The sequence below is a fragment of the Devosia sp. genome (assembly GCF_017307495.1).
Lineage (GTDB): Bacteria > Pseudomonadota > Alphaproteobacteria > Rhizobiales > Devosiaceae > Devosia_A.
Map to the genome: position 1 here is coordinate 78,813 of NZ_JAFKHE010000020.1, position 14,579 is coordinate 93,391.

Genomic DNA, 14,579 nt, shown 5'->3' on the forward strand with positions numbered 1-14,579 from the left:
ATGAACACGCTCGTCATCACCGGCTCCATCGCCCTGTTCCTGCTGCTGGCGCTGCTCCTGCTCAGCCTCAACCTGTTCTCGCTGTGGCGCTGGTGGGTGAAGGCGCTGATGATCGTCGTCACGCTCGGCTCGGTGATCGTGCTGTATTTCACCATGACCGGCCTGATCGGCTGGGCCTCGACCGACCGGATGCCGGCCCGCTTCAGCCTGCTGTCGACCCGCATCGTCGAGCCGGACAAGCTCAAGGGCCTGCCCGGCCACATCTACCTGTGGATCGAGGAGGTCGACGACCAGCAGGTGGTGATCGCCCCGCCCCGCGCCTTCGAGGTGCCCTACGAGGTCGAGACCGCCAGCGACGTCGCCACCGCCCAGCAGCAGATCGAGGGCGGCGGCAAGGTGCTCGGCCAGTTCGCCGCCACCGGCTCGGAAGAAGCGGCAAAGGACGTCGCCCCGCAGGAAAAGGGCGCCGGCGCCGTCGACATGCAGGGCGCCGCCACCCAGGGCCAGGGCCAGGGCGGCGAGGGCTTCGAGAATGTCGGCGACCCCGGCACGCTCACCTTCTCGGAAATGCCGCCGGTCCCGCTGCCCGACAAGGGCGTGGTGCAGGTCGGCCAGTAAGGCAGCCATGCTCGCCACCTCTGCCTTGCCTTCTCCCCTTGCGGGAGAAGGTGGCGCGTAGCGCCGGATGAGGGGTTCGCAGACTAAGTCTGCGCGATCGGAGCGTAGCGACGAGCGATGAGAGGGCTGAGACAGACCCCTCATCCGCCCTTCGGGCACCTCCTCCCGCAAACAAGGCGATGGCCGATAGGCCTCACCCCTTGCCCAGCGCCTCCACGGCATAGGTGAGCGCGTTCTCGACCGCCCGGATCTCGACCACCACCGGCGCCACCAGCGGGTCCGTCTCCCAGGCGGAGAACCCGCGCGCCAGGGCGAAGGCCGCCATCTCCTCGGCCCGGCGCCCGACGATCTCGGCGGCCGAGCGCGCCTCGCTCAGCGCGTCGGCCCGGACCGAATCCGGCGTCTGCGGATTGTTGGCGAGCGACTGCAGCCGCCGGGCGTTGATCCGCCACTGCCGCGCGAACTCCTCCGCCCGCTTCAGCCGGAACGAAACCACCGTCTCGCTGAGTTGTGCCTCTGCCATGCCGCCACCATTGATTCGCGCTGCGTACAAGTCAATTTGCTCGCGGCAATTTGGTGCCGCCATGACAGCTTGGTGGCAGCCTCGGGGCGGTCCCCGGCCGGCAGCGTCGCGCCGGGCGCAACCGGGCCCGCGCGCGTGGCGGTCAGGGCGGTCATGGCGCGTGTGCGACGGCAGGTCTTCGCGGCGGGTCGCGCTGCTGCTAGCCTGTGGCTTTACGTCTGCATGAGGGTGGCGCGCCATCCCGGCGCCCCCCGCCTCGCGAGGGAATGACGATGCCCGCCAAATCAGTGCCCACCGCGCCCAGGCCTGCCGACCCCGCCGCGATCGTCAGCGAAGAGGCGATCCGCCAGCGCGCCTATTTCATGTGGGAGGCCGACGGCAGTCCGGAAGGCCGCCAGGACCACTACTGGAGCCTGGCCCGCGCCGAGGCGATCCGGGCCTTCGTCGAGGCCACGGCCAATGGCGTCGCCCGGGCCGCCGCCGCCACGCCGGAGGCAAAGCCGACCCGGCAATCGGCCGCGAAGGCGAAGTAAGCCCGACCCCTGCCGCGGACGACAACGCCCGGTCCGTGGGACCGGGCGCGATATCCGTCATCCCCGGGCGAAAACCCCCGGGGACGCACGTTCGAACGCGGCCGCTGGACTCAGTCCACTGCCGCGACGGCGATGATCTCGACCTTCAGCGCGGGATGCGCCAGGCGGGCTTCGATGCAGGCGCGGGCCGGCGGGTTGGCCGGGTCGATCCAGGCGTCGTAGACCGAGTTCATCGCGGCGAAGTCGCCGATATTGTTGAGGATCACCTGGACGCTGAGCACCTTGGACTTGCTGGTGCCGGCCTCGGCGAGCAGCTTGTCGATCGCCTCGAGCACCTCGGCGGTCTGCTTCTCGATCGGGCCGTTGTAGTCCTGGGCGACCTGCCCGGCGAGGTAGACGGTATTGCCGTGCTTGACGGCCATGCTCATGCGCTTGCCGGGCTGGTAGCGGGTGATGCTCATGGAAGTGCTCCTTGGTGAAAATCCGGAGCCTGATGTAGCGGCTGCGGCGCCGGGACGAAAGCCGGAATCACCCCCTCGTCGGCCCCACTTTGGTTCCGGTCCGCCGTTGCGGCTGCGGCGCCGGACCGCCGCCGTTCATCCAGCTGATCCGATCCTGAGCGCGGCGTTCAGCCGGCGTTCACGGGCGCGTGACTATTGCCCCGCCCCCACAAACACCCTCCGCAAGCGAGTTTATGGGAATGGACAAGCGTTTTCCGCTGGAAGACCAGATCGAGATGCTGGCGAGCGCCCTCAGGGGGCGCGTCGTGACCCCGGGGAGCCCGGACTATGACGGCCTGCGCATCGTCGCCTTGGCGAACTTCGACAAGACCCCGGCCGCCGTGATCCGCGTCGCCACTGCCGCCGACATCGCCGCGGTGATCAACTTCGCCAGGGCCACCGACCTCGAGCTCGCCGTCCGCTCCGGCGGCCACAGCGTCGGCGGCTTTTCGGGCAGCAATGGCGGCCTCGTCATCGACCTGCGCGACCTCACCGGCATCGACATCGACCATGCCGGCCGCACCGGCTGGTTCGGCACCGGCCTCAATGCCGGAGCAGTGACCGCCGCGCTCGAGCCGCACGGGCTCATCCTGCCGCTCGGCGATTCCGGCACGGTCGGCCTCGGCGGCATCACCCTGGGCGGCGGCATCGGCTACCTCGTGCGCAAGCATGGCCTCACCATCGATTCGCTGCTCGCCGCCGAGATCGTCACCGCCGACGGCGACATCCTCGTCGCCGATGCCGAGCATCATTCCGACCTGTTCTGGGCCCTGCGCGGCGGCGGCGGCAATTTCGGCGTCGTCACCCGCTTCCGGTTCCGGCTGCATGCGCTGCCCAGCTTCGTCGGCGGCCCGCTGATCCTGCCGGCGACGCCGGAGGTCCTGGCCGGCTTCGTCGCCGCCGCCGAGGCGGCGCCCGACGAGCTGACCGCCATCGTCAACCTGATGCCGGCCCCGCCGCTGCCCTTCATCCCGCCGCATGTCCACGGCCAGCTCGTGCTCATGGGCATGATGGCCCATGCCGGCGACGCCGAGGCCGCGGCCCGCGCGCTCGCGCCCTTCCGCGCCCTCGCCCCCGCCATTGCCGACCTCGTCGGACCGGCCCCGCTCTCGAGCCTCTATATCCCCGAGGATCCGAACCTGCGCCCGGCCGTCACCACCCGCGCGCTCTACATGGACACGGTCGGCCTCGCCGATGCCCGCACCCTGATCGAGCACCTGGGCCGCACCGACGCGCCGATGTTCATCGGCCAGGTCCGCGTCCTCGGCGGCGCCGCCGCCCGCGTGCCGGTCGGCGATACCGCCTATGCCCATCGCAGGAGCCGCATCCTCGTCGGCCTGCTCGCCATGTATGGCGGGCCGACCGAGCCGCACGAGCGCTGGGCCAGCGCCGGCATCGCGGCGCTGCGCCAGCACGATGCCGGCGCCTACGTGAACTTCGTCTCCAACGAAGGCCCGGAGCGCCTGCGCGCCGCCTACCCGGGCCCGACGTGGGACCGGCTGCGCCAGGTCAAGGCCAAGTACGACCCCGAGAACCTGTTCCGGCTCAACCAGAACATCCCCCCGGCCGCCTGAGGCCCGACGGATGGCGGCGCCCGCGCAAGGGGGCGCCGCGGCCACGGATGGGAAGCGCAGCCGCTGCCGGGGCTCGGTCGCGGGCTCCCGCGCTTCCCATTCGGCCCTCCCGCCCTTGACGTTCCCGGCCGGCCGGCCCGCTATATGCGTCCCGCAACCGGCCGAGTCCGCCCGATGCCCGATCGTCCGCTCCTCGTCGTCGACGGCGATTCCTTCGCCCACCGCGCCTATCACGGCCTGCCCAAGACGATCCGGCGGGCCGGCGACAAGGGCGGCGGCGCTATCGTCGGCTTCGCCAACTACCTGCTCCGCCTCTACGAGGCCGAACGACCGCGCGCCGTCATCGTCGGCTGGGACACGCTGAGCGAACCGAACTGGCGCGCGCTGGAGTTCCCCGACTACCAGGGCGGCCGCGTGTTCGACGACGAGATCGTCGACCAGCTCGACGTGCTGCCCGAGCTCGTCGCCGCCATGGGCTTTGCCTCGGGCAAGGCCGCCGGCTTCGAGGCCGACGATTTCCTCGCCACCGCCGTCGCGCTCGAGGAGACGGCCAGCGGCACCGTGCTCGTTGCCAGCGGCGACCGCGACGCCTTCCAGCTCGTCTCCGAGCGCACCACCGTGCTGCACCCGGTCAAGGCCGGCGAGATCGCCCGCGTCGGCATCGCCGAGGTGCGCGAGCGCTACGGCGTCGAACCGAGGCAGGTGCCCGACTTCATTGCGCTGCGCGGCGACCCCTCCGACAAGATCCCCGGCGCGAGGGGCATCGGCGCCACCACCGCGGCGAGCCTGTTGAAGCGCTATCCCGACCTCGAGGCCATGCTCGCTGACGGCAAGTTCGAGGCGGTGGCCGACGACCTCCGCCTCTACAGGCGCCTCGCCACCATGGTCACCACCGCCCCGCTCGCGCCGATCCCCGACCAGCGCCCGACCTGGGACAAGGCGGCGGCACTGGCGCGCGCCTGGGAACTCAACAACCTCGCCGACCGGCTGGAGGGATTGGCCAAGACGTGAACCGCTGCCGCGGAAATGGCACGGCCGGCCAGCCGTCCTGATCCCCGGACAATGCGTCGATGCGACTGACGCACGGCCGAAGAGCGACAGTCTTGCTGCCTATCCGACGCGCCCGATCTACAGTATTGTGGCAGCTGCCTTTTGGAGGAGGTTGCGATCTACATCGCCATCTTCGCACTGTTTCTCGGTACGCTCAGTATCGGCACGACGGAATTCGTCATCGCGGGCATCCTGCCGGCGATCGCGGCCGACCTGTCCGTGCCCATCCCGACAGCCGGCCTGCTCGTCACCGCCTATGCCATCGGCGTCGCCGTGGGCGGCCCGATCCTGACGCTGCTGCTCGCCCCGCTCACCCGCAAGCGCGCCGCGCTTATCCTGATGGCCCTGTTCATCGCCGGGCACTTCATCACCGGGCTCGCCGGCGACTTCGGCTGGGCCCTCGCCGGACGGCTGCTTTCGGCCACCGGTCATGGCGGCTATTTCGGCGTCGCGGTCGTCCTCGTCGCCACCATCGCCCCCCGGGACCGGGTCGGCACCGCGCTCTCCTTCATCTTCGCCGGCGTCACCATCGCCAATATCATCGGCGTCCCCGCCGGCACGATGCTCGGGCAGATGCTGGGCTGGCGGGCGCCGCTGTGGATGGTGGCGGCCATGGCGACGGTCGGCGCGCTCGCCGTGCTGGTCTTCGTGCCCGACTCGAGCACCGGCCAGTCCGCCCGCGCCAGCATCGCCACCCAGTTCCGCGCGCTCGGCAACCACCGCGTGCTGACCTCGTTCGCCCTCATCTTCCTGATGATGATCGCGCTATGGGGCCTCAACACCTTCATCGCGCCCTATCTGACCGACGTCGTCGGCGTGCCTGCGGCGTGGATCTCCGGCGTGCTGCTGCTCACCGGCATCGGGGCGACGGTCGGCATCTTCATCGGCGGCCGTCTCGCCGACCTGCGCCCCACCGAGACGCTGCGCTACGCCTACCCGCTGCTCGCGGCCGTCTATGTCGCCGTCTACGTCCTGTCGCCGGGCAACCTGTGGCTGGGCATCGCCCTCGCCGGGCTGATCGCCCTGCCGATCACGCTCGTTGCCACCACGGTGCAGAACCGCGTGCTCAAGGGCGCTGGCGAGGCGCCCGACCTCGCCTCGACCCTCATCTCCTCGGTGTTCAATGTCGGCACCGCCACCGGCTCATGGATCAGCGCCACCGCCCTCGGCGCCGGCTTCGCCTACGCCCAGCTGCCGCTCATTTCCGTGGCTGCGGCCCTGTGTGCGAGCGTGCTCGCCTACTTCGTGACGGCCCGCGATCGCCGCGAGGCCCTCGCCGTGGCCTGACCCCGCGTCATCCGAAATCTTCCGCCCCGGCGCATTGCCCCCTGCCGCGATCTCCGCCTAACCTCCGCCACCGGAGGAACACGCATGAACACCACCATCACCGCCCCGCCCGACCGCCAGCCCGCGCTCGAAGCGCCCGATGCCGAGGGCGTCTATCGCATCTGGCCGGGCGCCGCGCCCGGCTCGGAAGGCTGGACCTGGTCCGAGCGCACCATGCCGGTGCCGTGGCCGACCACGTCCCCGCGCCGGCTGACCCGCAACGTCGTGACCCCGACCGTCACCGCCTTCCGCCCCGCGCCCGGCAAGGCCACCGGCGCCGCCATGGTCATCGCGCCCGGCGGCGCCTTCCACTTCCTGCTCGTCGACCACGAGGGCTACGACATGGCCCGCTGGCTGGCAGGTCAGGGCGTCACCTGCTTCGTGCTGAAATACCGCCTCGGCCGCTCCACCGACGACGACGCGCAACTGCTCGAGTTCCGCAACGACCTGCAGGCCCGCCTCGCCGCCAGCAAGACCGATCCCAACCACCCGATGCGTCAGGCGATGCACGAGGCCCGGCTGTGGGGCGAGGAAGACGGCCGCCAGGCCATCCGCTTCGTGCGCGCCAACGCTGCCCACTGGGGCATCGACCCGAACCGCATCGGCATCACCGGCTTTTCCGCCGGCGGCGGCGTCACCATGGGCCCGGTGCTCGAGCACGACGCGCAGTCGCGCCCCGATTTCGCCGCCCCGATCTACGCCGCCTGGCGCGAGGGCGCGCCCGTCCCGGCCGATGCCTGCCCGCTGTTCATCGTCATTTCCGACGACGACGGCTCGGTCCCCGCCCTCTCCTCGCTCCGCCTCTACGAAGCCTGGCACAAGGCCGGCAAGCCGGTCGAACTGCACATCTTCGGCAATGGCGGCCACGGCTACGGCATGGCGAAAGAAGGCTGGCTCTCCGACCCCTGGCCCGAGCTGCTGGCCAACTGGCTGAAGCTGCAGGGCGTCATCGCGAAATAGCGCAGGCCCGGGCGCGACAGCCGGCGCGCCCGCCCCCCGGACCCGGCCTCGCTGCCTACAGCGTGATCCCGCCGTCCGCGATGAAGTTCGTGCCCGTGGCGTAGGCGCTCTCGTCGCTGGCGAGATAGACGCACAGGTGCGCCATCTCCTCGGGCTGCGCCATGCGGCCCATCGGCTGGCGCGCGATGAAGGTCTTCCACACCTCGTCATGCTCGCCGAGCGCATGCGCGCGCTCGTGCAGCGACGGCGAATCGACGCTGCCCGGGCAGAGCGCGTTGGCCCGGATGCCGTTCTTCATGTAGTCGAACGCCACTGACTTGGTGAACCCGATCACCGCCGCCTTGCTCGACATGTAGCTCACCCGGTTCGGCACCCCCTTGAGCGAGCTCGCCACCGAGGCGACGTTGATGATCGAGGCCCCGCCCTGCGCGATGAAGGCCGGCAGGAACGCCTGGGTCAGCACGAACATCGGCGTCACGTTGATGTCGAAGCTGCGCTGCCAGTCCTCGAGCGTCGTCGTCCCCAGCATGCCCTGGTGCACCCAGCCGGCACCGTTGTAGAGCACGTTCACCCCGGCGTGCCGCGCCGCCGCCGCCCGCAGCGCGGCATGGTCGGTGACATCGAGCGCATAGGCCTCGTGTCCCGCCGAAATCCGTCCCAGCTCCTCGCCCTTCCGCGCGATTGCCGCCGCGTCGCGATCGGTGGCGATCACCCGCGCCCCCTCGCGTGCAAATGCCACCGCCGCCGCGCCGCCGATCCCGGCCGCCGCCGCGGTCATGAACACCACCTTGCCCTCGAGCCGTCCCATCGTTCACTCTCCTCCTGGTCCTGGTGCGACCAAACCGTCCTGCGACCAAAGCGCAACCGTCAGGTCGATTGTTGCAATGCCATCCGCTGCGTACCATACGAGCCACGGCAATGGGCAGGGGACGATGCTGACCGCGACGAAAGACTCAAGCTGGGAAGCGCTGCTTCCCCCCATCTTCGCTGCCGCCGGCATCGCCGCGGGCCCGCGCCTCGAGGTCGAGCCGCTGACCGGCGGCGTGTCTTCCGACATCGTGCGCATCCGGCTGGCCGACGGCCGGCTCTATTGCGCCAAGCGCGCCCTGTCCCAGCTCAAGGTCGCGACCGAGTGGCAGGCGCCGGTCGAGCGCAACCACTACGAGGTCGCCTGGCTGCGCCGCGCCAATGCCATCGTTCCGGGCGCCGCCCCGCGGGTGATCGGCGAGGACCGAGCCCACGGCATCGCCCTGCTCGAGTACCTGCCGCCCGAGGACTACCTGCTGTGGAAGACCGAGCTGCTGGCCGGCCACGCCGACCCCCGCGTCCCGGTGGCCGTCGCCGATGCCCTCGGCCGCATCCATGCCGCGACGCTGGGCGATCCGACCGCCGCGGCCGAGTTCCCCACCGACGCGCTGATCGACGCCCTGCGCCTCGATCCCTACCTGCGCTACACCGCCGGCCGCCACCCGGCCCTCGCCGACCGCATCCTGGCCGTGCTGGCCAGCACCGCGGGCAACCGGCTGGCCCTCGTCCATGGCGACGTCAGCCCCAAGAACATCCTCGTCTCGCGCCATGACGGCCATCCGGTGCTGCTCGACGCCGAGTGCGCCTGGTACGGTGATCCGGCCTTCGATGCCGCCTTCTGCCTCAACCACCTGGTGCTGAAGTCCATCCACCTGCCGGCGTTGCGCGAGACGCTGCTCGACCAGGCGCAGGCCTTCGCGACCGCCTGGCTCGGCCACTTCCCCGCCGGCCACCGCGCCGGCCTCGCGGCGCGCACCGCCGCCCTGCTGCCGTGCCTGATGCTGGCGCGGGTCGATGGCAAGTCGCCGGTCGAATATCTCACCGAGCCGTCACGCCAGGTCGTGCGCGACCGGGCCATGCCGCTGATCCGCGAGCCGGCCCCGGACCTCCATCATCTCCTCGCCATCCTCCGTTCCTCCGGGTAGTTTCGACATGTCAGCCATCCAGTCCATTCTCGGCCGCCAGGTGTGGGACTCGCGCGGCCGCCCCACCGTCGAGGTCGAGGTCACCCTCGCCTCCGGCGCCACGGGCCGCGCCATCGCCCCCTCCGGTGCCTCCACCGGCAGCCGCGAGGCGCTTGACCGGCGCGACGGCGGCAAGCGCCTCGGCGGTTATGGCGTCAACGGCGCCCTCGCCGCGGTCAACGGCGAAATCGCGAGCCGCATCAAGGGTATGGATGCCGCCGACCAGACCGCGGTCGATGCCGCGCTGATCGCGCTGGACGGCACGCCGCAGAAGACCCGTCTGGGCGGCAACGCCATCGTCGCCACCTCCTCCGCGATCGCCTGGGCCGCCGCGGCCGAGCAGCACATCCTCCTCTGGCAGCACCTCCGCCACATCGCCGGGCTCGATCCCGCGCTGCCGCACATCCCCGCCCCGATGATCCAGATCTTCGGCGGCGGCCGCCATGCCGGCAACCGCATCGACATCCAGGATTTCCTCGTCCTCGCCGTGGGGGCTAAGAGCTTCGCCGAGGCGACCGAGCAGATCGCCGAGGTCTACATGGCCGCCGCCCGATCCATGGCGCAGCAGGGAAAACTCAACGGCGTCGCCGACGAGGGCGGCGTCTGGCCCGATTTCACCGCCAACGAGGACGGCCTCGAACTGCTCACCCGCGCCATCGAGGACGCCGGCTTCAGGCCCGGCCGCGACATCGGCATCGCGCTCGACGTCGCTGCCACCTCGTTCTACGCCGACGGCGTCTATCGCCTTGCCCTCGAGGGTCGCGAACTGGGCACGCTCGAGCTGATCGAACTGCTCGAGACCTGGGTGCGCGCCTACCCGATCGTCTCGCTCGAGGATCCGCTGGCCGAAGACGACGATGCCGGCTTCGCCGAGATCACCCGGCGCCTGGGCCAGTCGGTGCAGATCATCGGCGACGACTACCTGACCACCTCGGCCGAACGCATCGCCCACGCCGCGGCCCTGGGCGGCTGCAACTCGGTACTGCTCAAGTCCAACCAGTGCGGCACGCTGACCGAGCTCGTCGCCGCCAGTACAGCGGCGAGGGCGCTCGGCTGGAACACAATCCAGTCAGGTCGCTCGGGTGAAAGCGAGGATGTCACCCTCAGCCACCTGGCGGTCGGATTACTGTCCGACCAGATCAAGGTCGGCTCGATGACGCGCTCCGAGCGGACGGCAAAGTGGAATGAAGTGATCAGAATCGAAACGAACTTGCCAAACGCCCGCTATTGGAGTTTCAACATACCATAAATTGTACGACTTAATGCCGGCAGGGGGACTTATTGACGTCCGAGGGGAGACACAGGCGCGGCAAGCGCGCTGTTCGTGTTGAGGATGTGGCGCGCGTCGCCGGTGTGTCCCCGATTACCGTGTCACGCGCCCTGTCCTACCCCGACAAGGTCAAGGAGGAGACCCGGCAGCGCATCCTCGCCGCGGTGGCCGAAACGGGCTACGTGGTCAACCACTTCGCCTCCTCGCTGCGATCGGGGCGCTCGACCATCGTGACGGTCTTCGTCTCGAACCTGTCGAACCCGCATTTCGCCACCTCGATCCAGGGCATCGTCGATGCCTTCGAGGCCACCCCCTACCACCTGATGTTCGCCCAGATCGGGTACTCGGAGAATACCGAGATCAAGGTCGTCAACGCCGCCCTGCCGTTCCGGCCGGCCGGCGTCATCTTCACCGGTGTGGTGCGGGCCGCCTCGACCCGCGCGGCGGTCGGCAAGCTCGACATCCCGATCGTCGAGATGTGGGGCCACCGCGACGATCCGATCGACATGCTGGTCGGCTTCTCCAATGCCGATGGCGGCCGCCTGATGGGACGGCATTTCGGCCAGCGCGGCTTCCGCCGCATCGTCTACAGCGGCCACACCGTCGAGCGCGGCGCCGAGCGCATCGCCGGCTTCCGGGCCGGGCTGGCGGAAACCGGCGCCGACCTGGCCTACATCCACCCCATGGAGGGCACGCGCGGCATCATCGACGGCATGCGCGCCTTCGACGACATCCTCGCCGCCATGCCCGACTGCGACGCGATCTTCTTCGGCACCGACATCCTCGGCATCGGCGCGCTGCTGCGGGCCCGCGAGCGCAACGTCGCCGTGCCCGGCCAGGTCGCCATCGCCGGCTTCGGCGGCCTCGACTTCACCGCCCACCTGAACCCGTCGCTCACCACCCTCAACATCGAGGGCTACGACATGGGCCTGAACGCCGGCCGCATGATGCTCGCCCGGCTCCGCGGCCAGCCGGTCGAGCGGCCGGTCTTCGACTATCCGATCACGCTCCTCGAGCGGCAGAGCACGGCGCGCTGACCCCTATCGCGGCCATTGCCACCACAATTGCCGATGCTTATCATCGCGCCCGGTACGGTCCTCCCCCATCGAAGGAATGCCTGCCCAAGCCTCCCGGTTTGGGCTAAAGGATCGGCCGGCACAGCTTGAGGAGATCACTATGAGTTCGGGTAACGGCGAGACCACGAAGAGCAAGAAGCTCAGGTCGCGCGCCTGGTTCGACAATCCGGAAAACCCGGACATGACGGCGCTGTATCTCGAGCGCTATCTCAACTTCGGCATTTCGCGCGAGGAGCTGCAGTCGGGCAAGCCGATCATCGGCATCGCCCAGACCGGTTCGGACCTGTCGCCGTGCAATCGCCATCACATGGAGTTGGCCAAGCGCGTCCGCGAAGGCATCCGCGAGGCGGGCGGCATCGCGATCGAATTCCCGGTCCACCCGATCCAGGAAACCGGCAAGCGCCCGACCGCCGCCCTCGACCGCAACCTCGCCTACCTGAGCCTCGTCGAAGTGCTGTACGGCTACCCGCTCGACGGCGTGGTGCTGACCATCGGCTGCGACAAGACCACGCCCGCCATGCTGATGGGCGCCGCCACCGTCAACATCCCGGCCATCGCGCTCTCGGTCGGCCCCATGCTCAACGGCTGGTTCCGCGGCGAGCGCACCGGCTCGGGCACGATCGTGTGGAAGGCGCGCCAGATGATGGCGGCCGGCGAGATCGGCTACGAGCAGTTCATCGAACTGGTGGCCTCCTCCGCCCCCTCGACCGGCTACTGCAACACCATGGGCACGGCCTCGACCATGAACTCGCTGGCCGAGGCCCTAGGCATGCAGCTGCCGGGTTCGGCCGCCATTCCCGCGCCCTACCGTGACCGGCAGGAAATGGCTTGGCGCACCGGCAAGCGCATCGTCGAGATGGTGCACGAGGACCTCAAGCCCTCCGACATCCTGACCAAGGACAACTTCATCAACACCATCGTCGTCAACTCGGCGATCGGCGGCTCGACCAACGCCCCCATCCACGTCAACGCCATTGCCCGCCACATCGGCGTCGAGCTCAACATCGACGACTGGCAGACTCACGGCCACAAGGTGCCGCTGCTGGTGAACATGCAGCCGGCCGGCGAATACCTGGGCGAGGACTTCTACCATGCCGGCGGCGTGCCGGCCGTGGTCAACGAGCTGATGAAGCAGGGGCTGATCCGCGAGAACGCCCCGACCGTCAACGGCAAGACCATCGGCGAGAATTGCCGGTCGACGCAGATCCAGGACGACAAGGTCATCCGCTCCTTCAGCAACCCGATGAAGTCCGAAGCCGGCTTCCTCGTCCTGCGCGGCAACCTGTTCGACAACGCCATCATGAAGACCTCGGTGATTTCCGAGGAGTTCAAGGCCCGCTACCTGCAGGACCCGGCGCACCCGAACATGTTCGAGGGCAAGGCGGTCGTGTTCGACGGCCCCGAGGATTACCACCACCGCATCGACGATCCTGCGCTCGCGATCGACGAGCACACCCTGCTGTTCATGCGCGGCACGGGCCCGATCGGCTATCCGGGCGCGGCCGAGGTCGTGAACATGCGGCCGCCGGATTACCTGATCAAGAAGGGCGTCACCTCGCTCGCCTGCATCGGCGACGGCCGCCAGTCCGGCACCTCGGGCTCGCCCTCGATCCTCAACGCCTCGCCCGAAGCGGCGGCCGGCGGCAACCTCGCCATCCTCAGGACCGGCGATCGCGTCCGCATCGACCTCAACCAGGGGTCGGCCGACATCCTCATCTCCGACGAGGAGATCGAGCAGCGCCGGGCCGAGCTGCACGCCGCCGGCGGCTACAAGTATCCCGCCCACCAGACGCCGTGGCAGGAAATCCAGCGCGGTCTCGTCGACCAGCTCGGCTCGGGCATGGTGCTCAAGCCTGCCGTCAACTACCAGCGGCTGGCGCAGACCGCAGGTCTGCCGCGCGACAACCACTGATCTCATGCAAAGGGCCGGGTCAAACCGGCCCTTTCTACTTGCGCCGGGCCGGCCAGTCGGTCAACAAGCAGCCGCAATGTTTGACGAGTGGGACTAGTCCGGCGCACAATTGTCGGGCACACGGCGGGTGAGGGCTCGATGTCTGATATTCTGGACTACTGCAAAGGGCGTGTTGCGCACACCTTTCGGGCAGGTCATGTGCTGATCAGGGAGGGCGGCCAGGACGGCAAGCTCTTCGTGCTCATCGACGGCCAGGTCGAAGTCCTGCGCCAGGACACCCAGGTCAGCTATATCGACGAGCCCGGTTCGATCTTCGGCGAAATGGCCGCGCTGCTCGACATGCCCTCGAGCGCCACCGTGAAGGCGCTGTCCACCGTCAAGGCCTATGTCATCGACGACGCGCTCGGCTTCCTCGGCGGCCAGCCCGAGATCGCCCTCTATGTCGCGACCCTGCTCGCCCGCCGGCTCTACTACACCACGTCCTACCTGGTCGACCTGCAGCAGCAGTCGCAGGGCAAGCGCGAGGACCTCGACCTCGTCGACAAGATCCTGGCCCAGCTCGTCGAGCCCGACGACCCCAAGCGCAAGAAGAAGTAGTACGCCCGGCTTAAGCTACGGACTCGCCGGTTACTTGGTGTCATCCCCGCGAACGCGGGGATCCCTGTTTTGCGGCACGCTCAGCAAGCGCAGATTCCCGCTTTCGCGGGAATGACGCCGTGGGTGGGTTGGTGGAAGTTGGCTACGCCAGGCCCTTGCTCAACAGCACCGCGTAGATGATCGCCGCGTAGGTCAGCTGGTGGAAGATCTGGTCGAGCCCGTGCAGGCTCCAGAAGCGGCGCGGCTGGCTGTCGACATGCACGCCGCGCGAATAGGCGATCTTGCCGTAGTCGAGCAGGTAGTGCACCGCGAACTCGGCCAGCACGAGGCCCGCCAGCCAGGCGATCGGCGTGCCGGCGACCAGCAGCACCAGCCCGGTCAGCACGGCATGCGCGCCGGCATGGGCATAGCCGCCGATCTGGCGGAAATCCCCCTTGCCGCTGAGCATCCATGCCGGCTGCAGGAAATAGTCCGCGATGAAGTGCTTGAGCTCCAGCCCGACGAACAGCAATAGAAACAGTGCGACCATTCGGTCTGTCCTTGCGAGGCGGCCCCCAGAGGCCCGCACCGGGTCTCCGGCAGCTTATGCTGGCAAGTGCCGCCGATTGAGGCAAGCACAGAGTTGTGCCTTGTGCTAGCGTGAGTCCGA

Annotated in this window: 15 protein-coding genes; 11 read left to right on the forward strand and 4 right to left on the reverse strand. The window is 69.2% G+C overall.

Features of this window, described 5'->3' with window-relative positions:
• The gene (locus J0I99_RS13045; RefSeq protein WP_291398116.1) at window positions 1-618 is read left to right on the forward strand and encodes a hypothetical protein; all 618 of its coding nucleotides are present in this window, start codon (window positions 1-3) and stop codon (window positions 616-618) included.
• Window positions 619-811: 193 nt separating this feature from the next.
• Here the strand turns inward: J0I99_RS13045 and J0I99_RS13050 are convergent, their stop codons facing one another.
• Window positions 812-1,141 (reverse strand): hypothetical protein, encoded by a 330-nt coding sequence (locus J0I99_RS13050; protein WP_291398118.1) that lies wholly within the window; start codon window positions 1,139-1,141, stop codon window positions 812-814.
• Between the two features lie 272 nt (window positions 1,142-1,413).
• On the opposite strand from J0I99_RS13050, the gene J0I99_RS13055 reads away from it, so the two are divergent.
• Window positions 1,414-1,674, forward strand: coding sequence for a DUF2934 domain-containing protein (locus J0I99_RS13055; RefSeq protein WP_291398120.1), 261 nt, complete (start codon window positions 1,414-1,416; stop codon window positions 1,672-1,674).
• Window positions 1,675-1,784: 110 nt separating this feature from the next.
• Here J0I99_RS13055 and J0I99_RS13060 read toward each other — a convergent pair whose 3' ends face one another.
• On the reverse strand, window positions 1,785-2,135 hold the full coding sequence (locus J0I99_RS13060) for a RidA family protein (protein ID WP_291398122.1): 351 nt from the start codon (window positions 2,133-2,135) through the stop codon (window positions 1,785-1,787).
• Between the two features lie 239 nt (window positions 2,136-2,374).
• Here J0I99_RS13060 and J0I99_RS13065 point away from each other — a divergent pair, with 239 nt between their 5' ends.
• From J0I99_RS13065 to J0I99_RS13080, 4 genes are all read left to right on the forward strand, one after another.
• The gene (locus tag J0I99_RS13065; RefSeq protein ID WP_291398124.1) at window positions 2,375-3,748 is read left to right on the forward strand and encodes an FAD-binding oxidoreductase; all 1,374 of its coding nucleotides are present in this window, start codon (window positions 2,375-2,377) and stop codon (window positions 3,746-3,748) included.
• A 174-nt stretch (window positions 3,749-3,922) separates the two neighbouring features.
• On the forward strand, window positions 3,923-4,759 hold the full coding sequence (locus J0I99_RS13070) for a 5'-3' exonuclease H3TH domain-containing protein (RefSeq protein ID WP_291398126.1): 837 nt from the start codon (window positions 3,923-3,925) through the stop codon (window positions 4,757-4,759).
• Window positions 4,760-4,900: 141 nt separating this feature from the next.
• Complete coding sequence (locus J0I99_RS13075; protein ID WP_291398128.1) at window positions 4,901-6,085, forward strand: MFS transporter; 1,185 nt, start codon at window positions 4,901-4,903, stop codon at window positions 6,083-6,085.
• Between the two features lie 84 nt (window positions 6,086-6,169).
• Window positions 6,170-7,084, forward strand: coding sequence for an alpha/beta hydrolase (locus tag J0I99_RS13080; protein ID WP_291398130.1), 915 nt, complete (start codon window positions 6,170-6,172; stop codon window positions 7,082-7,084).
• A gap of 55 nt (window positions 7,085-7,139) precedes the next feature.
• Here the strand turns inward: J0I99_RS13080 and J0I99_RS13085 are convergent, their stop codons facing one another.
• A complete protein-coding gene (locus tag J0I99_RS13085; protein ID WP_291390665.1) occupies window positions 7,140-7,892 on the reverse strand; it encodes an SDR family oxidoreductase in 753 nt (250 codons plus the stop codon).
• 124 nt (window positions 7,893-8,016) lie between these two features.
• Here J0I99_RS13085 and J0I99_RS13090 point away from each other — a divergent pair, with 124 nt between their 5' ends.
• The 5 genes from J0I99_RS13090 (at window position 8,017) to J0I99_RS13110 (ending at window position 13,930) form a co-directional block, all read left to right on the forward strand.
• Window positions 8,017-9,036 (forward strand): aminoglycoside phosphotransferase family protein, encoded by a 1,020-nt coding sequence (locus J0I99_RS13090; protein WP_291398132.1) that lies wholly within the window; start codon window positions 8,017-8,019, stop codon window positions 9,034-9,036.
• Window positions 9,037-9,043: 7 nt separating this feature from the next.
• The gene (gene eno, locus J0I99_RS13095) at window positions 9,044-10,324 is read left to right on the forward strand and encodes a phosphopyruvate hydratase (RefSeq protein ID WP_291398134.1); all 1,281 of its coding nucleotides are present in this window, start codon (window positions 9,044-9,046) and stop codon (window positions 10,322-10,324) included.
• A gap of 86 nt (window positions 10,325-10,410) precedes the next feature.
• Window positions 10,411-11,382 carry a LacI family DNA-binding transcriptional regulator gene (locus J0I99_RS13100; RefSeq protein ID WP_291398136.1) on the forward strand — a complete coding sequence of 324 codons (972 nt, stop codon included), beginning with the start codon at window positions 10,411-10,413 and terminating at the stop codon, window positions 11,380-11,382.
• Between the two features lie 139 nt (window positions 11,383-11,521).
• Window positions 11,522-13,333 carry an IlvD/Edd family dehydratase gene (locus J0I99_RS13105; RefSeq protein ID WP_291398138.1) on the forward strand — a complete coding sequence of 604 codons (1,812 nt, stop codon included), beginning with the start codon at window positions 11,522-11,524 and terminating at the stop codon, window positions 13,331-13,333.
• 138 nt (window positions 13,334-13,471) lie between these two features.
• Window positions 13,472-13,930 carry a Crp/Fnr family transcriptional regulator gene (locus J0I99_RS13110; protein ID WP_291390671.1) on the forward strand — a complete coding sequence of 153 codons (459 nt, stop codon included), beginning with the start codon at window positions 13,472-13,474 and terminating at the stop codon, window positions 13,928-13,930.
• Between the two features lie 142 nt (window positions 13,931-14,072).
• Here the strand turns inward: J0I99_RS13110 and J0I99_RS13115 are convergent, their stop codons facing one another.
• Complete coding sequence (locus J0I99_RS13115; RefSeq protein WP_291390672.1) at window positions 14,073-14,459, reverse strand: DUF3307 domain-containing protein; 387 nt, start codon at window positions 14,457-14,459, stop codon at window positions 14,073-14,075.
• Window positions 14,460-14,579: the final 120 nt, after the last annotated feature.